General features: G+C 61.5%; 23 protein-coding genes. 7 read left to right on the top strand and 16 right to left on the bottom strand.

What is annotated here, in order from left to right; all coding sequences use genetic code 11:
• Positions 1-38: 38 nt before the first annotated feature.
• From Q0478_RS11740 to Q0478_RS11725, 4 genes are all read right to left on the bottom strand, one after another.
• Positions 39-767 (bottom strand): LuxR family transcriptional regulator, encoded by a 729-nt coding sequence (locus Q0478_RS11740; protein WP_298679498.1) that lies wholly within the window; start codon positions 765-767, stop codon positions 39-41.
• Positions 703-915 (bottom strand): hypothetical protein, encoded by a 213-nt coding sequence (locus Q0478_RS11735; protein ID WP_298679497.1) that lies wholly within the window; start codon positions 913-915, stop codon positions 703-705. The genes Q0478_RS11740 and Q0478_RS11735 overlap by 65 nt, the downstream gene beginning before the upstream one ends.
• A gap of 193 nt (positions 916-1,108) precedes the next feature.
• Positions 1,109-2,395 (bottom strand): crotonyl-CoA carboxylase/reductase, encoded by a 1,287-nt coding sequence (gene ccrA / locus Q0478_RS11730; RefSeq protein ID WP_298679496.1) that lies wholly within the window; start codon positions 2,393-2,395, stop codon positions 1,109-1,111.
• Between the two features lie 147 nt (positions 2,396-2,542).
• Entirely contained in the window at positions 2,543-3,898 is a 1,356-nt protein-coding gene (locus Q0478_RS11725; RefSeq protein WP_298679495.1) for a 1-acyl-sn-glycerol-3-phosphate acyltransferase, read from the bottom strand.
• A 164-nt stretch (positions 3,899-4,062) separates the two neighbouring features.
• On the opposite strand from Q0478_RS11725, the gene Q0478_RS11720 reads away from it, so the two are divergent.
• Positions 4,063-6,030 carry a protein meaA gene (locus Q0478_RS11720; protein ID WP_298679494.1) on the top strand — a complete coding sequence of 656 codons (1,968 nt, stop codon included), beginning with the start codon at positions 4,063-4,065 and terminating at the stop codon, positions 6,028-6,030.
• Positions 6,031-6,098: 68 nt separating this feature from the next.
• Entirely contained in the window at positions 6,099-6,806 is a 708-nt protein-coding gene (gene deoD, locus Q0478_RS11715) for a purine-nucleoside phosphorylase (RefSeq protein WP_298679493.1), read from the top strand.
• A 102-nt stretch (positions 6,807-6,908) separates the two neighbouring features.
• On the opposite strand, the gene Q0478_RS11710 is transcribed toward deoD, so the two are convergent.
• The 10 genes from Q0478_RS11710 to Q0478_RS11665 all read right to left on the bottom strand — a co-directional run bounded on the left by Q0478_RS11710 (position 6,909) and on the right by Q0478_RS11665 (position 14,585).
• A complete protein-coding gene (locus Q0478_RS11710) occupies positions 6,909-7,751 on the bottom strand; it encodes a DUF1989 domain-containing protein (protein ID WP_298679492.1) in 843 nt (280 codons plus the stop codon).
• A gap of 192 nt (positions 7,752-7,943) precedes the next feature.
• Positions 7,944-8,729 carry a succinate dehydrogenase iron-sulfur subunit gene (locus Q0478_RS11705; RefSeq protein ID WP_298679491.1) on the bottom strand — a complete coding sequence of 262 codons (786 nt, stop codon included), beginning with the start codon at positions 8,727-8,729 and terminating at the stop codon, positions 7,944-7,946.
• Between the two features lie 13 nt (positions 8,730-8,742).
• Positions 8,743-9,081, bottom strand: coding sequence for a hypothetical protein (locus Q0478_RS11700; RefSeq protein ID WP_298679490.1), 339 nt, complete (start codon positions 9,079-9,081; stop codon positions 8,743-8,745).
• The gene (gene sdhA, locus Q0478_RS11695) at positions 9,081-10,886 is read right to left on the bottom strand and encodes a succinate dehydrogenase flavoprotein subunit (RefSeq protein WP_298679489.1); all 1,806 of its coding nucleotides are present in this window, start codon (positions 10,884-10,886) and stop codon (positions 9,081-9,083) included. Before sdhA ends, Q0478_RS11700 begins: the two co-directional genes overlap by 1 nt.
• Before the next feature lie 13 nt (positions 10,887-10,899).
• Complete coding sequence (sdhD, locus tag Q0478_RS11690) at positions 10,900-11,271, bottom strand: succinate dehydrogenase, hydrophobic membrane anchor protein (protein ID WP_298679484.1); 372 nt, start codon at positions 11,269-11,271, stop codon at positions 10,900-10,902.
• An 11-nt stretch (positions 11,272-11,282) separates the two neighbouring features.
• Positions 11,283-11,666, bottom strand: coding sequence for a succinate dehydrogenase, cytochrome b556 subunit (gene sdhC, locus Q0478_RS11685; protein ID WP_298679482.1), 384 nt, complete (start codon positions 11,664-11,666; stop codon positions 11,283-11,285).
• Between the two features lie 259 nt (positions 11,667-11,925).
• Positions 11,926-12,957, bottom strand: a complete 1,032-nt coding sequence (locus Q0478_RS11680; protein ID WP_298679480.1) for a MaoC family dehydratase — start codon at positions 12,955-12,957, stop codon at positions 11,926-11,928.
• A gap of 13 nt (positions 12,958-12,970) precedes the next feature.
• A complete protein-coding gene (locus Q0478_RS11675; RefSeq protein WP_298679478.1) occupies positions 12,971-13,174 on the bottom strand; it encodes a DUF1737 domain-containing protein in 204 nt (67 codons plus the stop codon).
• Between the two features lie 4 nt (positions 13,175-13,178).
• A complete protein-coding gene (locus Q0478_RS11670; protein WP_298679476.1) occupies positions 13,179-13,724 on the bottom strand; it encodes an NnrU family protein in 546 nt (181 codons plus the stop codon).
• 12 nt (positions 13,725-13,736) lie between these two features.
• Positions 13,737-14,585 (bottom strand): CoA ester lyase, encoded by an 849-nt coding sequence (locus Q0478_RS11665; protein ID WP_298679473.1) that lies wholly within the window; start codon positions 14,583-14,585, stop codon positions 13,737-13,739.
• A 302-nt stretch (positions 14,586-14,887) separates the two neighbouring features.
• Here Q0478_RS11665 and Q0478_RS11660 point away from each other — a divergent pair, with 302 nt between their 5' ends.
• Complete coding sequence (locus Q0478_RS11660; protein WP_298679471.1) at positions 14,888-15,220, top strand: hypothetical protein; 333 nt, start codon at positions 14,888-14,890, stop codon at positions 15,218-15,220.
• Positions 15,221-15,223: 3 nt separating this feature from the next.
• Here Q0478_RS11660 and Q0478_RS11655 read toward each other — a convergent pair whose 3' ends face one another.
• Positions 15,224-15,970, bottom strand: coding sequence for a sulfite exporter TauE/SafE family protein (locus Q0478_RS11655; RefSeq protein ID WP_298679469.1), 747 nt, complete (start codon positions 15,968-15,970; stop codon positions 15,224-15,226).
• 159 nt (positions 15,971-16,129) lie between these two features.
• Here Q0478_RS11655 and mdh point away from each other — a divergent pair, with 159 nt between their 5' ends.
• On the top strand, positions 16,130-17,092 hold the full coding sequence (gene mdh / locus Q0478_RS11650) for a malate dehydrogenase (protein ID WP_298679466.1): 963 nt from the start codon (positions 16,130-16,132) through the stop codon (positions 17,090-17,092).
• 41 nt (positions 17,093-17,133) lie between these two features.
• Here mdh and Q0478_RS11645 read toward each other — a convergent pair whose 3' ends face one another.
• Complete coding sequence (locus Q0478_RS11645) at positions 17,134-17,748, bottom strand: sulfotransferase family 2 domain-containing protein (RefSeq protein WP_298679464.1); 615 nt, start codon at positions 17,746-17,748, stop codon at positions 17,134-17,136.
• Between the two features lie 268 nt (positions 17,749-18,016).
• On the opposite strand from Q0478_RS11645, the gene sucC reads away from it, so the two are divergent.
• The 3 genes from sucC to Q0478_RS11630 form a co-directional block, all read left to right on the top strand.
• Positions 18,017-19,210 carry an ADP-forming succinate--CoA ligase subunit beta gene (gene sucC, locus Q0478_RS11640; protein WP_298679463.1) on the top strand — a complete coding sequence of 398 codons (1,194 nt, stop codon included), beginning with the start codon at positions 18,017-18,019 and terminating at the stop codon, positions 19,208-19,210.
• An 83-nt stretch (positions 19,211-19,293) separates the two neighbouring features.
• A complete protein-coding gene (sucD, locus tag Q0478_RS11635; protein WP_298679461.1) occupies positions 19,294-20,178 on the top strand; it encodes a succinate--CoA ligase subunit alpha in 885 nt (294 codons plus the stop codon).
• A gap of 98 nt (positions 20,179-20,276) precedes the next feature.
• Positions 20,277-21,478, top strand: a 1,202-nt coding sequence (locus Q0478_RS11630) for a thiamine pyrophosphate-dependent enzyme (protein WP_298679459.1), incomplete at its 3' end; no start/stop codon positions are given.

Raw genomic sequence — 21,478 nt, 5'->3', positions numbered from 1 at the left:
AAGCGCGGTTAACACAGTCTGAGCGCAGCGCACGCTGCTCAGACCACAATCAACCCCTGCTGGAGCGCACGCGCCACCGCATGGGTGGTGTTGGCGGCACCCAGCTTGAAGCGTGCAGACTCGATATAGACCCTCAGCGTATGTTCAGAAATTGACAGCGTATCCGCCACCTGCGCCCGGCTGTAGCCCATGGCCAGAAAGGTCATGGCATCTACTTCGCGCGGGGAGAGGGCCCGGGCCGCCTCGGGCGCGCGGCCCGGCTCAAACTCCAGCGCCTTTTGGTTGAAATAATGTCCCGTCAGGATCAGCTCCCGGCGGTTCTCTACGATAAACCGCGCCCAGCTGGCATCATCGCAATGATGGCTGACCGTAAACAGCGCAAACTGCCCGCTTGGCCCCCGGATGGGCACCGAAAACCCCTGATTGCCCACCCCGTAAGACACCGCCTCGGCCTTGAAGGCCTGCGCCGCTTTGCCCGACCAATTGAGATGTTTCCAATCCACCGGATGAAAGCGCTGATAGCACCCCGTCACAACCGGATCCACGCGCAGATAGTCTTGCGCCACATAGCGCGCAACCCAGGCAGGATCGTAGGTGCCGCAGCCATATTGCTCGCCTGCACCACTCACCCAATGATAGACCAGATGATCAACCTGAAAATAGTCGCGCAACCGCTCTGACAGCGTTTGTAGCTCTTCCAGCTCAGAGGCCTGCTCGAGCGCCTCCAAGATCGTGATGAAGGCCAAGCCGTCTGTCTTTCGCGCCACGCGCGTCTCCCCCTTCAGGCGCAGAAACCAGCTCACAGGCCGCCAGAAGCGCCGTGTCATCCAACTGCTCGGCAAGCTTGGGCAGGCCGTTGGCCGCGGCAAAGCTGCGCAGATCAATCAGAACGTCCAGAATCCACTCGTTCTTCATGATGATACTCGCCTTTGAAGGGTTAACGAAAGGTTAAGCGCCGCGTCTCTAGAGGATAGCTCAGCGATGTTTTTGCACCTACTCGCGAGTATTTCTTCCCCCAAACTGGCGGGGGCGCGTTTTTTAAGCCCTTGAAAAGAAAAGCCCCGCGCCCGGAAACTCCAGACGCGGGGCCAAAGGGGCGCGGTTTGGCTTACTTGCCGGCCGCGACCACATCATCCAGCGTGCGCAGGCCCGTCTTGGGCGATTGCACGAGCACGGCCATATTGCCCGGCTTGTGCTGGTTGCGCATCATTTTGATATGGGCGGCGGGGATGTCATCCCATGGGAAAACTTCCGACATGCAAGGATCAAGGCGGCGCTCAACCATCAGGCGGTTGGCTGCGGCCGCTTGCTTGAGGTGGGCAAAGTGGCTGCCTTGCAGGCGCTTCTGGTGCATCCACATGTAGCGCACATCAAAGGTGCAGTTAAAGCCGGTCGTGCCTGCACAGATCACGACCATACCGCCTTTTTTGCAAACGAAGGTCGAAACTGGGAAGGTCGCTTCGCCGGGGTGTTCAAAGACGATGTCAACATTGTTGCCCTTGCCGGTGATGTCCCAGATCGCCTTGCCGAACTTGCGCACTTCCTTGAACCATTCGGCATATTCGGGTGTGTTGACCGTGGGAAGCTGGCCCCAGCAGTTGAAATCCTTGCGGTTGATCACGCCTTTTGCGCCAAGGCCCATGACAAAGTCCCGCTTGTCTTCCTCGCTGATCACGCCGATGGCATTGCCGCCCGCCGCGTTGATGAGCTGGATCGCATAGGACCCGAGGCCGCCAGACGCCCCCCAGACAAGCACGTTCTGGCCGGGCTTGAGCTCGTGGGGGTGATGGCCAAAGAGCATCCGATAGGCTGTGGCCAGCGTGAGCGTGTAGCAGGCACTCTCTTCCCATGTGAGGTGCTTGGGGCGCGGCAGAAGCTGCTGGGCCTGCACATTGGTGAATTGGGCAAAGGAGCCATCGGGGGTTTCATAGCCCCAGATGCGCTGGCTGGGAGAATACATCGGATCGCCGCCGTTGCACTCTTCGTCGTCGCCGTCGTCCTGGTTGCAGTGGATGACGACTTCATCGCCAACTTTCCAGTTTTTCACAGCAGAGCCAACGGCCCAGACAATGCCCGAGGCATCCGAGCCAGCAATGTGATATTCCGCACCGTGGCTGTCAAACGGGCTGATTGGCACACCAAGGCCCGCCCAGACGCCGTTGTAGTTCACGCCTGCCGCCATGACGAGGACAAGCACTTCGTGGCTGTCAAGCACGGGGGTGTCGACCACCTCGACCTGAAAGCTCTTGTCTGGCTCACCGTGGCGCTCGCGGCGGATGGCCCAGGCATACATCTGCTTGGGCACATGGCCGAGAGGCGGCATCTCGCCGATGTCATAAAGGTCTTTTTCGGGCGCATCGTAGGGCGCTACACCTGTCTCTGTGTCCAAGGCCATCTGTTTTCTCCGTGTTTTGAGGCGGGGCTCTGCTGCATTGCAGAATCGCATTTACTGCTTCCGAAATACCGAGGCGCGCGCAACTTTGCAACGCTAAATGGATCATTTTTGTAATTTTATAACCGAGCGAGTGCAGAAAGACTTTCGCTAGCGCAGCAAATGGGCAATGGAATTGCCATAAAAGCGCAGCATTGGCGCGGCTTTTTCCGAAATCCGGTAGTGGCCATCGGTTTCGTCGACAAAGCCGCGCGCCACCAGGTTTTGCAACCCATAGTCGCGCGCATAGGCCATATCTTCGCGCGGGACGTGGATATGCGCCTCTGGCAGCGCCGCCACAAGCGCCTCAAAGGCCGCGCCATAGCCGGCGCGGGTGAGAGGCGCTTTGGCCTGCAAAAAAACCTGCGCCGCCAGCGGCACCGGCAACACGGGCACAACAGCCCCGATCCGCTCCATGAGGGTGCTGGCCAGCGCCGCCACATCGACCGGCGCCGCGCCCGCAAAGCCGCGCAGCGACACCGGCGCCCCAAAGCTCACCGCCGCATAGCCAAAGCGGTGATACCGCCCCGTGGCCCAGCGCCATGTGATGCGGCACATGTATTTGAGCACCACCGAAATGCGCGCGCCAAACCGCCTGTCGCCCCGCTGCCCAGCGGCCACCAACAGCCTGTCCTCAAACACCCGGTCATAATTGAGCGCCACCGGCACAAAGACCACATCGCGGTTTTCCGGGTGATAGCCGTTGATGATATAGCTCAGGATCCCCAGCTTGGGGTCGGCCAGCGCCCCATCAAGCGAAAGCCCACCCTCGGGGAAAACCGCCTGCGTCACCCCCCCGTCGGTGGCCAGCGCCACATAGCGCGCCAGCACGCGGCGATAGAGCGCCCCCCGCGATTTGCGGCGGATGAAATAAGCCCCCATCGCGCGGATCAGCCGGCTCAAGGGCCAGACCCGCGCCCACTCGCCCACAGCATAAGAGAGCGCGCTCTGCTCGGCGGCAAGGTAGGTCACCAGCACATAATCCATATTGCTGCGGTGGTTCATGACAAAAACCACGGTGGCCTCACGGTCAACCTGCGCCAGCTTTTCGCGCGCCAGAGCGCCCAGGCGCACCCGATAAAGCCGGCGCGACACAAACCGCGCCAGGCGAATCGCAAAGCCGTAGTAGAGCGTGGCGCTGAACGAGGGCACAATCTCGCGGGCATAGCGCCGCGCCCGCTCAAAGGCGACATTCTCAGGCACCCCCTGCTCTTTGGCATGTTCCGAGATCGCCGCCCAAACCTCGCCGTCATAGAGCAACCGCTGGATCATATCGTGGCGGCGCGCGAGTTTGAACGGCTCTATGGGCCGCACCAGCCGCCTGTTGAGCCGCGCCACCGCCCTTTCCATTCGCCGGCGGAAAAACCAGCGCACCGAGGGGAATAGAAAATGCGAGGCAAATGTCACCGCCGCAAACAGCAGGATGACCAGCAAAAGCCAAAACGGGATTTGCACCGGTTGAAACATGAAGCATGTTTGTCAGAACGGCGCGCCGTTGCAAGCCTCTTGGCGCCAATGCCCTGCACCAAAGCCGCAACTACGCCGCAACGCAGCGAATTGACGCGCCAGAAAATTCCAAGTATTAAGCTTGCAACGTAAGATAATTACTCAAACTGATTCACGAGGCCCCCATGACGCAAGTGCAAAAAGACCGCCCCTGGCTCATCAGAACCTATGCGGGCCATTCCACCGCGAAGGCCTCAAACGCGCTTTACCGCGCCAACCTTGAGAAGGGTCAGACAGGTCTGTCCGTCGCCTTCGATCTGCCCACCCAGACAGGTTATGACAGCGATCATGTGCTGGCGCGCGGCGAAGTCGGCAAGGTGGGCGTGCCCGTCTGCCACCTGGGTGACATGCGCAGCCTGTTCAAGGATATCCCGCTTGAGCAGATGAACACCTCGATGACCATCAACGCCACCGCCCCATGGCTGCTTGCGCTCTATATTGCCGTGGCCGAGGAACAGGGCGCCGATGTCACCAAGCTGCAAGGCACAGTGCAAAACGATCTGATCAAGGAATATCTCAGCCGCGGCACCTATGTCTGCCCGCCCGCGCCGAGCCTCAAGATGATCGGCGATGTGGCCGAATATTGCTACACCCATGTGCCAAAGTGGAACCCGATGAACGTCTGTTCCTATCACTTGCAGGAAGCCGGCGCGACGCCAGAACAGGAACTGGCCTTTGCCCTCGCCACCGCCGTGGCCGTGCTCGACGAGCTCAAGCCCCGCGTGCCCGCCGAGGACTTCCCCGCGCTTTGCGGGCGGATTTCCTTTTTCGTCAATGCGGGCATCCGCTTTGTCACCGAAATGTGCAAGATGCGCGCCTTTGTCGATCTCTGGGACGAGATCCTGCAAGAGCGCTACGGTGTGACAGACCCCAAGTTCCGCCGCTTCCGCTATGGTGTGCAGGTGAACTCGCTGGGCCTCACCGAGCAGCAGCCCGAGAACAACGTCTACCGCATTCTCATCGAGATGCTCGCCGTGACGCTCTCCAAAAAGGCCCGCGCGCGCGCTGTGCAGCTCCCGGCCTGGAACGAGGCCCTCGGTCTGCCCCGCCCCTGGGATCAGCAATGGTCGATGCGGATGCAACAGATCATGGCCTTTGAGACCGACCTCTTGGAATATGACGACCTGTTTGATGGCAACCCCGCCGTTGACGCCAAGGTGGAGGCGCTGAAAGAGGGCGCGCGCCACGAGTTGGCAGGGCTCGATGGCATGGGCGGCGCCGTGGCCGCGATTGACTATATGAAATCCCAGCTTGTCAGCTCCAACGCCGAGCGCCTCGGGCGCATCGAAGCGGGTGAAACCGTGGTGGTGGGCGTGAACAAATACACCCAGACCGAGCCAAGCCCGCTCATGAGTGCCGATGGCGGCATCATGACGGTTGATCCGGCCGTGGAAGCCGAGCAGATCGGCCGCCTTGAAGACTGGCGCGCCGCGCGCGACGAAGCGGCCGTGCAAGCGGCCCTCACCGCGCTGCGCGACGCCGCCGCCACGGGCGCAAACATCATGCCCGCCTCCATCGCCGCCGCCAAAGCCGGGGCCACAACAGGCGAATGGGCCGCCCAGATGCGCGCCGTGCACGGCGAATACCGCGGGCCGACGGGGGTTTCGCCTGCGCCCTCCAACAAGACCGAAGGGCTGGATGAGCTGCGCGCCGCTGTAGACCATATGTCTGATAAGCTCGGCCGCCGGCTCAGCTTTCTCATCGGCAAACCGGGCCTGGATGGCCATTCCAACGGGGCCGAGCAGATCGCCTTCCGCGCCCGCGACTGCGGCATGAAGATCAAATATGACGGCATCCGCCTCACCCCCGAAGAGCTGGTGCGCGCCGCGCAAGAAGAGATGTCCCATGTGGTGGGCCTCTCGATCCTCTCAGGCAGCCATATCCCGCTGGTGGAAGAGCTGATGCAGCGGATGCAAGCGGCCGGGCTGTCGCATATCCCGGTGATCGTCGGCGGCATCATCCCGGATGACGATGCCAAACGCCTTCTGGCCATGGGGGTTGCGCGGGTCTATACGCCCAAGGATTTCGAGCTCAACACCATCATGATGGATGTGATCACCCTGGCCGATCCCAAGGCCGAAGCCGCAGAATAACCCAAGCCCCATTGCAGAGCCTTTCGCTTTGGCCATACTAGAGCCAAATCAAGCGAAAGGCCCTGACAATGACCCCCCATATTGGCGCAAGCAAAGGCGATATCGCCGAAACCGTCCTCATGCCCGGCGATCCCTTGCGCGCCAAATGGGCTGCCGAAACCTTCCTGGACACCCCCCGACTCGTCAATGAGGTGCGCGGTATGCTCGGCTATACAGGCACCTATCAGGGCCACCCTGTCACGATCCACGGCTCGGGCATGGGCATGGCGAGCCTGTCAATCTACGCCAACGAGCTGATCCGCGACTATGGCGCCAAAACCCTCATCCGCATCGGCTCCTGCGGGGCCATGCAGGCACATGTGAAAATCCGCGACGTGATCATCGCCATGAGCGCCACCTCGCTCAACACCCCCTCCATGGGCCTCTTTCGCGAAGTGAACTTCGCCCCCACAGCCGATTTCTCGCTTCTGCGCACCGCCGTCAACGCCGCCGAGGCCATGGGCACAGCGCCCCATGTGGGCGGCATCTACTCCTCCGATGTCTTCTATGACGAGCGCCCCGACCTCACCGAGCAAATGACCCGCCACGGCATCCTCGCCGTCGAGATGGAGGCCGCCGAGCTCTACACCGTCGCCGCCCGCTTCGGCGCACGCGCCCTGGCCGTGCTCACCGTCTCCGACCACCTGCAAACAGGCGAAGCCCTGCCCAGCTCCGAGCGCCAGAGCAGCTTCGGCGATATGGTCCAAATCGCCCTAAAAGCCGCCTTCCCTTCTTAACCCTTCTTCTGGTCAAAAATACCTCGGGGAGAGCGCGAGAGGGGCTGGCCCCTCTCGCCTTGGTCGGATTGCGCGCAGCGCAATGCGAAACCGATCCAAACCCTACCGCCCGTGACTGCCGTCATAGCCGTTCGGCAAAGGGGCCTCCCAGCCCGCAAGCGCGCCCTCGGCGGGCTCAAACACCTCCACCAGCAGCGGATAGCAAGCCGCCGCATCAGAGGTGTGCTCGCTGGAGCAGTCCCCTCCGGGGCAAGCCGACAAAGCGCCCAAAAGGTCAATCTCGGCGAAAAACTCCAGATAATCCCCCACCCGCACGGGGCTGGCCTTCATGAAATACTGCCCTGTGTCCCGCGTGAAGCCGGTGCACATAAACACGTTGAGCACATCATGCACATGCGGCTCGGCCTCCGCGAGGCTCACGCCCAGATGGTCGGCCAATGCCCGCGTCAGGTTGGAGTGGCAGCAGTGGTGATACTGCGCGCCCGATAGCAAATTGCCGGTGTAGGGGTCACAGCGCGTGCCGATCACGTCATGCACCGCGCCGCCATAGGCGTCGATGCCATACCAGCCCAGCGTGTCCTCGAGGATGGTGGCCATCGGGCGCAGATGCGGCAGGCTGCTCCACATCCGCTCGCCCGCGGTGAGATGCGTGCCGTGCAGCGCACGGGTCTTGCCCGAGTAGAAGCGCTCGCCCAGATCGTTGCGGTTCCACAGGTTGAGATCGCCCACTTGCGGCCCCTCGACGCTCGTGATGCGAAAAAAACAGCCCTGCGGCACCTCAAAGCTACAGGCCGCGCGCGGCGCGGCCAGGGCCTCGCCGATCTTCTTAGCCCCCGCGCGCGCGGCGCGGTAGAGTGCCATCGGCGGTCTGGGCAGGGTGTCGTTGGGATAACAGATCACTGGTGTCACAGCGCGGCGCGCGGCCGCATCTTCTGGTGCCTTCATAGCGGCGTCTCCCTCTGTGGCCCCGCCCCTCTGGCGGGGCGCGCGAACAAGCGCAAGGCCTGCGCGCCAGGTTAGCGCCAGCCCGCCGCGCGGGGCAAGGCCAATCACGCGCTCCGAAAGCCTCAGCCCGCAAAGAAACAGGCAGCCCCCGATGGACGCTGCCCGCAATAATAAACCTGCTAAATCAGCGCCTCAAACAACGCGGTTGACCTGCATCCGCTTGAGTTCGGAAATCGCCTTGGCCGGATTGAGCCCCTTGGGGCAGGTCTTGGCACAGTTCATGATCGTGTGGCAGCGATAGAGCTTGAACGGATCTTCCAGATCATCGAGCCGCTCGCCTGTGGCCTCGTCGCGGCTGTCAATCACCCAGCGGTAAGCATGGAGCAGGGCAGCCGGGCCGAGATATCTGTCCGAATTCCACCAGTAGCTCGGGCAAGAGGTCGAGCAGCAGGCGCACATCACGCATTCATAAAGCCCGTCAAGCTTCTTGCGGTCCCCGATCGACTGTTTCCACTCTTTCTGCGGCCGGTTTGTCTTGGTTTCCAGCCAGGGCATGATGCTCGCGTGCTGGGCATAGAAATGCGTGAGATCCGGAATGAGATCCTTGACGACCGGCATATGCGGCAGCGGGTAGACCTTCACAACCGTGCCGTCTTTCACCTCATCCATGCCATAGATACAGGCCAGCGTGTTGACGCCGTCAATGTTCATCGCACAGGAGCCGCAAATGCCTTCGCGGCAAGAGCGGCGGAAGGTCAGCGTCGGGTCGATTTCGTTCTTGATCTTGATCAGCGCGTCCAAAATCATTGGCCCGCAGCTGTCCATATCCACAAAATAGGTGTCCACGCTGGGGTTTTTCCCGTCATCCGGGTTCCAGCGGTAAATGTCGAACTGGCGCAGGTTGGTGGCGCCTTCGGGCTTGGGCCATGTCTTGCCCGTGGTGATACGACTGTTTACTGGAAGTCTGAACTCGGCCATCTCTTTTTCTCCTTTAGGAGGCCAAAAGGCCCGTGGAAGCCTTGGCAATACATGTGGTTGTGGCGGGGCGCTGGATAATATCCGTCACCAAACCGATTGTGCTGGGCGCAACCCCCGTGATCGCGGCGCGCGACAGCCGGAACAGCTCGCGCCCGCTGGCATGGGTGAGGATGCACTCTGAATAGGGCGTGATCTGGCTTTGGGCCAGGCTTTGAGGGAGATGGGCTGTCAGCACCTTCTCCACCGTGGCCTTGGCCGTCACCCGCGCGGCATCGTCCACGGCCTTTTCGGCCGTGTCACAGCCCGCAAGCAGCGCGAGCGCCCCTGCAAGATATGCCGCGCGCAAACCCATCAGAACGTGCGCTCTTTCGGTGCGATCCGCTTGAGGCTGATGCCACCGTCTTTTTCGCTGGTGAGCGGTTCGGTGCCAACGCTGCGGTAGCTGAGTTTCACGCTGTTGCCCTCAAGATGGGCAATCGTGTGCACGCGCCAGTTTTCGTCATCGCGCGTTGTGAAATCCTCATGGGCATGTGCACCGCGGCTTTCCTTGCGCGCCTCTGCACCGGCAATGGTGGCCAGGGCGTTGGGCATGAGGTTGGTCAGCTCCAGCGTCTCCATAAGATCGGAGTTCCAGACCAGCGAGCGGTCGGTGACTTTCAGGTCATCCTGCTTGCCGGCAATCGCCCCCATCTTGTCGACGCCCTCTTTGAGGGTCTTGGAGGTGCGGAAGACGGCGGCATCGGCCTGCATGGTCTTTTGCATCTCAAGGCGCAGCTCGGCGGTGCCGGTTGTGCCTTTGGCGTGGCGCAGCCCGTCAAAGCGGGCAAAGGCCGCATCGACAGAGGCTGTGTTCAGCTCGGGGTTGGGCGCCTCGGCGTCGACAATCTGCCCCGCGCGGATGGCGGCGGCGCGGCCAAAGACCACAAGGTCAATCAGCGAGTTGGAGCCGAGGCGGTTGGCCCCATGCACGCTTGCGCAACCCGCCTCGCCCACGGCCATAAGCCCCGGCACAATGGCGTTGGGGTCTTTCTTCGTCGGGTTGATCACCTCGCCCCAGTAGTTTGTCGGCACGCCGCCCATGTTGTAATGCACCGTCGGGATCACCGGGATCGGCTCTTTCGTGACATCGACACCGGCAAAAATCTTGGCGCTTTCCGAAATACCGGGCAGCCGCTCGGCCAGCGCCTCGGCGGGTAGATGCGACAGGTTGAGGTGGATATGGTCGCCCTCAGCACCCACGCCACGGCCCTCGCGGATTTCCATAGTCATGGAGCGCGAGACATAGTCGCGCGGGGCAAGGTCTTTATATTGCGGGGCGTAGCGCTCCATAAAGCGCTCGCCCTCGGAGTTGGTCAGATAGCCGCCTTCGCCGCGGGCGCCTTCGGTGATGAGGCAGCCCGAGCCGTAAATGCCGGTGGGATGGAACTGGACAAACTCCATATCCTGAAGCGCAAGGCCAGCCCGCGCGACCATTCCGCCGCCATCACCCGTGCAGGTGTGCGCCGATGTGGCCGAGAAATAAGCGCGCCCGTAACCGCCCGTGGCCAGAACGACCATCTTGGCGTTGAAGACATGCATTGTGCCATCGTCAAGCTTCCAGCAGACAACGCCCTGGCACTGCCCGTCTTCGCTCATCACGAGGTCGATCGCGAAGTATTCAATGTAAAATTCGGCGTTGTTCTTGAGGCTCTGGCCATACAGCGTGTGCAAAATGGCGTGGCCGGTGCGGTCCGCCGCAGCGCAGGTGCGCTGCACGGCGGGGCCTTCGCCAAACTCGGTGGTGTGGCCCCCGAAAGGACGCTGATAGATCTTGCCCTCTTCGGTGCGCGAAAACGGCACGCCGTAATGCTCCAGCTCATAGACCGCCTTGGGCGCTTCGCGGGCGAGATATTCCATCGCATCGGTATCGCCCAGCCAGTCAGAGCCTTTGACTGTGTCATACATATGCCACTGCCAATGATCCGGCCCCATGTTGGAGAGCGAAGCGGCAATGCCGCCCTGCGCCGCAACGGTGTGCGAGCGGGTGGGGAAAACCTTGGTTACGCAAGCTGTGCGCAGGCCCTGCTCGGCCATGCCCAGCGTGGCGCGCAAACCCGCGCCGCCAGCGCCCACGACAACAACGTCATATTCGTGTGTTTCGTATTCGTATTCAGCCATGGTTATTTGGTCCTCAAAGCGCGAGTTTGGCCAGCGCGAAAAGCGCCGTGGCCGTCATCAGATAGGTCAGAGCCGTCACGAAGATAATCAGCCCCTTGCGGGTGGTGCCCTTGGTGTAATCTTCGATCATGATCTGCGCCCCCTTGCGGGCGTGGCTGAGGCCGATGAACAGCGTCAGCCCCACGACGATCACCACAAAGGGGCTCTGGAAGGTGGCGGCAACCTCGGCGTGCGAGGCCCCCAGCGCGCGGCCAATGACAAAGACAAAAGCCGGCACCAGCAGGGCAAGCCCCACCGCGCTGACCTGCATGGACCAGTGATGTTCTGCGCCATGGTGGGCGGAGCCTTTGCCCTCGGCGCGCTTGCGAGCTGTCAGATAGCGCATCTTTTGCCCCCTTATACTATGATCAATGTGATTACGGTCAGAACGAGCGAGCCGATCAGACAGGCCCAACCGAGCTTCTCGGCGGTGGGGATGTCCAACCCGTGGCCAGCATCAAAATAGAGGTGCCGCAGACCTGCGAGGTAGTGATACCAGACGCCCAGAACCGAGAGGCTCATGACAATATCGCCAAACCAGGAGGTCAGCACGCTGTTGGCGATGGCGTAATAGCCCGGCCCCGTGGCCGCCGCCAAAAGCCACCAGACAACCAGCACTGCCGAGATGATCAGCGCATTGCCGGTGATCCGCGTGAGAATGGACGTTATGGAGGTAAGCTGCGGTCGGTAGATCGACAGATGCGGTGAAAGCGGGCGCTCTACGGGTTTGCCATTGGCCATGGGCATATCCTCTTGTTCCTGTGCAGGACGCCTCTATAGCGCACCATGCGTTACACCTTTGATAACGGTTTTGCGCAAAGAGTCACGCAAAGAGACGCCCCTGCCCCCTGCTTTTTTGCCACAAATAGGCTCAAAAGAGGTTTTTGTGATCACACTGGCCAAAAGCGTGATCACAAAAACAGGTTTGCGCAGGCCCGCGCGCTCAAAGCCCTGCCTAAGCCCGGCCAGAGCAGCCCCAAAGCCAAGCGGAATCGCCGCCTCAGAGCGGCATCAAGGCCCAGTAATCCAGATCGAGCAGGACATGCGGCAGATATTTGCCGTCCTCGCCCTTGAGCGTGAACGCATCGCCGCCGGATGTGGCCACCAGCCGCAGCCGCACAGCGCCCACGCCGGGCGCGCCCGTCTCGGCCTTGTCGAGCACCTCCGACCACGCCTTCACCGTCAGCCCGCTGAAACAGGGGTTGGCATGCGCCCCGCCGTTCAGGCCAACGATCATCTGCGCATTGGCCAGCCCGTTAAAGCTGAGCGCGCGCGCCATCGAAATGATATGCCCGCCATAGATCAGCCGCTGCCCATCGGGGCGGAACGTGGCGTCAAAATGCACTTTGGCGGTGTTCTGCCAGAGGCGCGTGGCGAGCATATGCTCGGCTTCCTCGATGGTCACACCGTCGACATGGTCGATCTTTTCGCCCACCGCATAATCGCCCCAGCGGTGCTTCTCGCCGGCCAGCGCAAAGTCATAACCAGTGAAATCCAGTCCCTCGGGGATCACCAGATCCTCAGGTGCAATCACCCCTGCCAGCTCGGGCACATGGGTCTCAGGCGCAGGGGCCTCCACATTGCCCTTGCGCACCATGACCCAGCGCACATAGCTCAGCACAGGTTCTTCCATCTGGTTAAGCCCCGTGGTGCGCACCCAGACAACACCTGTTTTGCCGTTGCTGTTTTGCTTAAGGCCAATCACCTCGGAAACAGCGCGCAGCGTATCGCCGGGGGAAACCGGCAACAGCCAACGCCCCTCGGCGTAGCCTAGGTTGGCCACCGCATTGAGCGAAATATCCGGCACTGTCTTGCCAAACACCACATGAAACGCCGCGAGGTCATCCATCGGCGAGCCTTCCAGCCCGCAATGCGCTGCAAACACATCTGAGGAGTAAAGCGCATGGCGCGCGGGGTAGAGCGCATGATAGAGCGCGCGCTCCCCCTCGCCCACAGTGCGCGGCACCGCGTGTTCGATCACCTCGCCCAGCGTATAGTCTTCAAAAAAGCGGCCTGCGTTGGTCTTTGTCATTGTCGAAGTCATCTCATTGCGCTCCCAGCTTCATATCGGCAGAATAAGCGGCATCCACCTCCTTGGTCACAGCCTGCCCGCAGCGCATGACGCTTGCGCCATGGTCCCAGGCGTAGGTGGGCGAGCCGTAAAGCTCCCAGCCCTTGCTCAAAGCCTCGCTCACCTTGTGGCAAAAGGCCGATGTGTCTTCGCTCGTCAGTAGTCTGTAAAGTTTCATGTTTTCATCCAAAAGGGTTAACGCCAAGCCAGAGGTGGATAAGCGCAACAAGCGTGAAGGCCACAAGGCTGATCACCGCGGCCAGAATCTCCGACTTCATCGCAGGCGCAACATAGGGCGCGCGTGGCCCCTCGGCGCGGTTGATCAGTTGCATGTGCACCAAGGCCCAAAGCGCCAGCCCGCCAAACAGGACAAACGAGGGCGTATCCCCGTTCACCAGCAGGTGCGCAACCGACCAGATCGCAACCGCCGTCAGCTGCGCATGGCGGATCCAGCGGGTGATCCGCGTGCCACGCACCGAGGCGGCAAAGACATAAAAGGCCAGCAACATCAAGAGGTTGTTAATTCCGACAAGCGCCGCGCTGCGGCCCCACAGCACTGTGCCATCCGCCATGCGGTAGCCGAGCACCATCAAGACAATGGAAACACCCAGCGCAACCGCAACCAGCCCCTTGCCCTTGTCGCCCAGAGCGGCGCGGCGCGCCGGGGCGAGCCGCTTGAAAAAATGCGCAAACGCCCAAAGCGCGACGCCGAGTATAAGTAGTGCCATGAAAGCCTCCCGTTAGCGCGCGGCCACGGCCTCGGCGAGTGCCAAGATCTTGCGCGCCGTCTCAACATGCAGGTTTTCCACGATTTTACCATCGACAACTGCAACCCCCTGCCCCGAAGCCTCGGTGTCCTCAAAGGCGGCAATCTGGCGGCGCGCCAGGTCGATCTCTTCGGCACTTGGCGAGAAGGCCGCATTGCACACCTCGATTTGCGCCGGGTGAATGAGGGTTTTGCCGTCAAAGCCCATGTCGCGGCCCTGCGCACATTCGGCGGCAAGCCCTTCGTCGTCTTTGAACTGGTTATACACCCCGTCAATCGCCACAATCCCGTGGGCCTTGGCCGCCAGAAGCAGCATCGACAGGCTGGTGATCATCGGCAGACGGTCGGCACGGAAGCGGCAGTTGAGCTCTTTGGCGAGGTCGTTGGTGCCCGCCACAAAGCCCTTCATCTGCGGGTGCGCCGCAATCTCGGCGGCGTTCATCACGCCCATGGGCGTCTCGATCATCGCCCAGATGTCTTTATCCGTGCCAATGATCGCCGCCAGCGCGTCCACATCGGCGGCAGAGCCGACCTTGGGCAGAAGGAAAGCATCTGCCGCAGCGTCTTTCATCGCCGCCGCATCCTCGCGGCCCCAAGCCGAGTCCAGCCCGTTGAGCCGGATGATGCGCGCCCGCGCGCCATAGCCGCCCGCCTTCAAGGCGGTTTTCAATGTGTCGCGCGCCGCCACCTTGGCGTCCGGCGTCACCGCGTCTTCCAGATCAAAGATGATCGCGTCCACATCCAGCCCGCGCGCCTTATCAAGCGCGCGCTCCTTTGAGGCGGGAATATACAGAACCGAGCGGTAGGGGCGGGGCGTGTCCATGGGTCTCTCCAGTAATAATCTTGCGCAGATGTCGCATTTTTTGCCCGAAAACTTCAAGTCCAAACGCGCTGCACCGCAGAATTTTGCGAGAATCCTCCGAATTCGCAGCGCTTGGGCGGGGTTTTTGCGGATAATTTTCCGCATCTTTGGGGCAGCGCGCGGCCGGTTAACTTCTTTTTCAAGTCTTGTCAGGCAAGCTTGAGCCGTGCTCAGAGCCAACCCGCCAACCCCGAGCCAAAACAGGATTTGAAGAGGACAGGACACAACAGTGCATCGGCCCCGCCGGTGAGAAAGGTAACGTGATGACCCTGAAGAACTTCAAATCTGTCCTGCTGCCTGCCGCCTGCGCGCTTGCGCCGCTTGCCGCATTCTCCGAGCGTGCGACGGCTCAAACCGCAGCCAATTGCGCGCCACGGGAGGCTGTCTTGGCGCGGCTTGCAGAGCGCTATGGCGAAACCCGCCAATCTGTCGGGCTCGGGGCCAACAATGCCATGGTCGAGGTCTTCGCAAGTGCAGACAGCGGCACATGGACCATTCTTGTCACCACCGCGCAAGGGCTCAGCTGCCTTGTTGCCTCTGGCCAGGCCTACGAAGCCCTCGCCGAGGCCCTGCCTGCGCGCGAAAACGACGCCTGATGGCTAGGTGAGCCCGTCCCAGACAAGTTTTGCCCCCGTTACGGTGAGCAAAAGGTAAGTGAGCCTGAAAAAGGCGCGCTCCCCGATCAGGAAATGCGCCTTCACACCGAGCCAGGCGCCCAGAAGCGCAAAAGGTGCGAGCATCAGGTCGATCTTGAGCGTTTCCAGCGTGAAAATTCCCATGAAGGCGTAGGGCACCACCTTGACGATGTTGATCAGCCAGAACACCAGCACCGTGGTGGCCTGATACTCTGTCTTGCTCGGCCCACGCGAGAGCAGATAGACCGCCGCCGCAGGCCCGCCTGCATGGCTGATAAAGCTCGTGAACCCCGCCACGAGCCCTGCAACCACCCCACCCCAGAGCGGAAACGGACGCTTCGCCGCCAGGAGCATCCCGGCGCGGCCCGCCATCTGCCAGGCCACAAACAACAGCGCTATCGCCCCGATGATGAGCCGCAAAGCATCCGCATCAGCCCAGGCATAAAACAACGCCCCCAGCCCCACACCGGGAATGCCCGCCAGCACCAGAAGCCGCGCCTCCGCCCAGCGCCAGCGGCCCCAATAGGGCCTCAGCGTGGCAAAATCGATCAGCATCAGAAGCGGTAGCATGATCCCCAGCGCCTGGGCCGGGGGCACCACCAGCGCCAGAATCGCCGCCGCCGCAAAAGCCGCACCCGAGCCGAACCCGCCTTTGGAAATGCCCGCAAAGGTCACCGCCGCGCCGGCAATGGCGAAAAATGCAAAATCCACGGTATCGGCCCTAAAGTTACGGTTTCTCAACCGGTTTAGCGCTATCCGTCGCCACAGAACAAGCCACTCCGCGCAGATGCCGCGGCGCAGCACCCTTGCTTTGCGCCGATAAAACGCCTAGGCCATGCGCCAAATTCAACTCTCATTTGGAGAACCCTCATGGCCAGACCCAAAATCGCCCTCATCGGCTCAGGCATGATCGGCGGCACGCTCGCCCACCTCGCAGCGCTCAAGGAGCTTGGTGATATCGTGCTGTTTGACATCGCCGATGGCATCCCCCAAGGCAAGGCGCTTGATATTGCCGAGAGCGGCCCTGTCGAGCGGATCGACGCCGCCATGTCCGGCACAACCGATTATGCCGATATCGCCGGCGCAGATGTCTGCATCGTGACAGCCGGTGTCGCGCGCAAGCCCGGCATGAGCCGTGATGACCTGCTTGGCATCAACCTCAAGGTGATGAAATCTGTGGGCGAAGGCATTGCCAAACACGCGCCCGACGCTTTCGTGATCTGCATCACCAACCCGCTGGATGCGATGGTCTGGGCGCTGCAGCAGTTCTCCGGCCTGCCCGCGCACAAGGTCTGCGGCATGGCGGGTGTGCTTGACTCCGCACGCTTCCGGCATTTCCTCTCCGAAGAGTTCGACGTCTCCATGCGCGACGTGACAGCCTTCGTTCTGGGTGGCCACGGCGACACGATGGTGCCGCTCACCCGCTATTCCACGGTTGGTGGCATCCCGCTGCCTGACCTTGTGGACATGGGCTGGACCACGCAAGAGAAGCTCGACGCCATCGTGCAGCGCACGCGTGACGGCGGTGCCGAAATCGTTGGCCTGCTGAAAACAGGCTCCGCCTATTACGCCCCCGCTGCCTCCGCCATCGAAATGGCCGAAGCCTACCTCAAAGACCAGAAGCGCCTGCTGCCTTGCGCGGCGCATGTTGACAACGCCTATGGCCTCAACGGCTTTTATGTTGGCGTGCCCACAATTATCGGCGCCGGCGGTGTTGAGCGTGTGGTCGAGATCAGCATGAACAAGGACGAAAAAGCCATGTTCGACAAATCTGTCGATGCGGTCAAAGGCCTGGTTGCCGCCTGTAAAGAGATCGACGCCACCCTGGCCTGAGCCTCTTTTTGACACAACAAAAACGGCTGGTGCCCAAGGCATCAGCCGTTTTTTGTGCCGCCAAAGCTCTGGGCAATCAGCGCGTAATCCTCGGCGTAAAACGCCTCGATCCGCGCGCGCATCGCCGCGCTCACTGGCACATCCTCCCCCGTGCTGGCCAGCCGGTGTTCAAGCTTGGGCCCTGACACGCCGCAAAACGCCTCAAGCCAGTGCGTGATGGGCGCAAGCCCCGCCTCAAAGGCAAAGAGCCGTGTCGTGGCGCGCACAAACTGCGCCTGTGGGCGGATGTGGTTGTCCAGAAAATACGGGTCTTGCGCGTAAAGGCGCATCGCCCGAGCGGCCCAGCGCTCAAAAGGCGGCATCTCGCGCCGCCCTCTCTTGAGCACCTGCGCACGGCGATAGCGGTATTCGCTCACCATGCGCGCCACAGGGTCGCGCAGCACGGCAAATTCGGCATCAATCAGCTGTCCCTCCAACAGCGGCGCATAGTCTGCGGCGTGCATGTGTTGCGGCGTGCAGCGCGCACCCGGCAGGGGGGTGCGCCCGCGCAAGCGCAGCTGGCCACGCCCGGCCAGCCAATGCTCAAGGCTTGACCCCCCGGTTTTGGGGATATGGGCAAAAAAAATCACACTCGTCGCGCTGTGCAGCAGCGGCATGTCACACTCCCGAAAACTGCCCCAAGTCTGCCCGCTGCCACCGCAGGACGCAACATCAACGACCCATCAGCGCCCAAAGCCGTCATTTGCGCCAAAGTGATTCTGCGGGACGCTGCGGAAGCGGCTTTTGTGATCACACAAATATTTCCTGTGATCACAAATTGCAGAAATATGCGGTCAGACCCCCCAAATAAGCAAAATAGTCTTAGGTTTTGAGAAACCTTGTGCAAGTAGACACAGAACAGCAGCAACCAGACGGGAAAGCTTCATGAACATCCATGAGTATCAGGCGAAGGCCCTCCTTCGCTCCTACGGCGCGCCAGTTTCAGATGGCCGTGTCGTTCTCAAAGCCGAAAATGCCAAAACAGCCGCAGGCGAACTTGACGGACCCCTCTGGGTTGTCAAGGCGCAGATCCACGCAGGCGGGCGCGGCAAAGGCAAGTTCAAGGAAGCCGATGCCGGCGAGGCCGGCGGCGTGCGCCTGGCGCGCTCTGTCGAGGAAGCCGCCGAAGAGGCCAAGCGGATGCTGGGGCGCACCCTTGTCACCCATCAGACCGGGCCCGTGGGCAAACAGGTCAACCGCATCTACATCGAAGACGGCTCCGGCATCGAGCGCGAGCTTTATCTCGCCCTGCTGGTCGACCGGGGCACAAGCCGTGTCAGCTTCGTATGTTCCACAGAGGGCGGCATGGATATTGAGGAGGTCGCCGAAGCGACGCCCGAAAAGATCCTGAGCTTCTCTGTTGATCCGGCCACGGGCTATCAGGCCTTCCACGGCCGCCGGATTGCCTTCTCGCTGGGGCTGCAAGGCCCACAGGTGAAGCAATGTGTGGCGCTCATGGGCTTGCTGTATAAGGCCTTCCTTGAGAAGGATATGGAAATGCTCGAGATCAACCCGCTGATCATCACAGATGGCGGCGATCTCAAGGTGCTTGACGCCAAGGTGAGCTTTGATGGCAATGCTGTCTACCGCCACGCCGACATCGCCGAACTGCGCGACACCACCGAGGAAGACCCCAAAGAGCTTGAGGCCTCCAAATATGACCTCAACTATATCGCTCTGGATGGTGAGATCGGCTGCATGGTCAACGGCGCAGGCCTGGCCATGGCGACCATGGACATCATCAAGCTCTATGGTGCCGAGCCTGCCAACTTCCTTGATGTGGGCGGCGGCGCCACCAAGGAGAAGGTGACGGAAGCCTTCAAGATCATCACCTCTGACCCGCAGGTCAAAGGCATCCTCGTCAACATCTTCGGCGGCATCATGCGCTGTGATGTGATCGCCGAGGGCGTTGTGGCGGCCGTGAAAGAAGTGGGCCTCAAGGTGCCGTTGGTTGTGCGCCTGGAGGGCACGAATGTTGATGAAGGCAAAGCCATCATCAACAATTCCGGCCTCGACGTGATCGCCGCGGACGACCTCAAGGACGGCGCGCAGAAGATCGTGAAAGCCGTGAAAGGTTAATCGTAGGGTGCGCAGTCTCTGCGCACCTTCCCCAGATTCAGGTGCGCCACAAGGGCACACCCTACCAACACAGGAGCCAAAAAATGGCAGTCCTCGTAGACGAAAACACAAAAGTCATCTGTCAGGGCCTCACCGGCTCGCAGGGCACATTCCACACTGAACAGGCCATTGCCTATGGCACCAAGATGGTCGGCGGCGTCACGCCGGGCAAAGGCGGCAGCAGCCACCTTGAGCTGCCGGTCTTCAACTCCGTGCATGAGGCCATGCATGTGACAGAGGCCAATGCCTCGGTGATCTACGTCCCCCCGCCCTTCGCGGCAGACTCCATCCTTGAAGCGATTGACGCTGAAATGCCGCTGATCGTCTGCATCACCGAGGGCATCCCCGTGCTCGACATGATGCGCGTGCAGCGCGCGCTGGAAGGCAGCAAGAGCCGCCTCATCGGGCCAAACTGCCCCGGTGTCATCACGCCAGGGGCGTGCAAAATCGGCATCATGCCGGGTCACATCCACAAGCGCGGCTCCTGCGGCGTTGTCTCCCGCTCCGGCACGCTCACCTATGAGGCCGTCAAGCAAACAACCGATCTTGGCCTCGGCCAGTCCTCTGCCGTGGGCATCGGTGGCGACCCCATCAAAGGCACAGAGCATATCGACGTGCTCGACATGTTCCTTGATGACCCTGAAACACAGAGCATCATCATGATCGGCGAAATTGGTGGCTCCGCCGAGGAAGAGGCCGCCGAATTCCTCGCCGCCCAGAAGAAAAAGGGCCGCTGGAAGCCAACCGCCGGCTTCATCGCGGGCCGCACAGCCCCTCCCGGCCGCCGCATGGGCCACGCGGGCGCCATTGTCGCCGGCGGCAAGGGCGGCGCGGAAGACAAGATCGAAGCCATGCGCAAAGCCGGTATCGTGGTGGCTGAAAGCCCTGCCAGCCTCGGCGAAGCCGTGATCGAAGCGATCGGCAAATAACAAGCCAAACAGCAGCGGCGCCAGGCGGTGCCGCTGCCCCTCAACCCGTCACGAGCCAAAACGCGCAGACCCACAGGCTCGAACGCATAGGTGTTTTCATGACCGACCAATCCTCCAACGACCAGTTTCACGCTTCCTCTTTCATGCAGGGCCACAATGCGGAGTATCTGGAACAGCTCTACGCCCAATATGCCGCCGATCCGAACGCGGTAGATGAGGCCTGGCGGAGCTTCTTTGCCGCTCTGGGGGATGGCGAGCTTGATGTGAAAGCCAAGGCCCAAGGCCCCAGCTGGGCGCGCACCGATTGGCCCCCCATGCCCGCCGATGACCTCACCCAGGCGCTGACAGGCCAGTGGAGCGAGCCCGAGGCCAAGGCCGCCACTGCCAAGATCAAGGACGGCGCGGCCAAAGCCGGCGTTGACGCCTCAGACACAGCCGTGCGCCAGGCCGTGCTCGACAGCATCCGGGCGCTGATGATCATCCGCGCCTACCGTATACGCGGCCACCTGATCGCCGATCTGGACCCGCTCGGCATGGTGGAACAAACACCCCACCCCGAGCTTGATCCAAAATCCTACGGCTTCACCGAGGCCGACATGGACCGCCCGATTTTCATCGACAAGGTGCTGGGCCTTGATTTTGCCAACATGCGCCAGATCCTTGACATCGTGAAGCGCACCTATTGCGGCACCTTCGCGCTGCAATACATGCACATCTCCGATCCGGAGCAGGCCGGCTGGCTCAAGGAGCGCATCGAGGGCTACGACAAGGAAATCAAATTCACCCGCGAGGGCCGCAAGGCGATCCTCAACAAGATGGTCGAGGCCGAGGGCTTTGAGAAGTTCCTGCATGTGAAATACATGGGCACAAAGCGCTTCGGCCTTGATGGCGGCGAAAGCCTCATCCCTGCGATGGAACAGATCATCAAACGCGGCGGCGCGCTTGGCGTCAAAGAGATCGTCATCGGGATGCCCCACCGTGGCCGCCTCAATATTCTGGCCAACGTCATGGGCAAGCCCTACCGCGCGATCTTCAACGAGTTTCAGGGCGGCAGCTTCAAGCCCGAAGATGTCGACGGCTCCGGCGATGTGAAATATCACCTCGGCGCCAGCTCGGACCGCAGTTTTGATGGCAACTCCGTGCACCTGTCTCTTACGGCCAACCCGAGCCACCTTGAGGCGGTCAACCCCGTGGTGATCGGCAAGGTGCGCGCCAAGCAGGACCAGCTGGGCGACAAAGAGCGCAAGCAGGTTATGGGCGTGCTCTTGCACGGGGACGCAGCCTTTGCAGGCCAGGGCGT

It is taken from the genome of uncultured Lentibacter sp., from assembly GCF_937123735.1.
In the GTDB taxonomy this organism is placed as follows: Bacteria; Pseudomonadota; Alphaproteobacteria; order Rhodobacterales; family Rhodobacteraceae; genus Lentibacter.
This window is presented reverse-complemented; position numbering and strand designations above follow the sequence as displayed.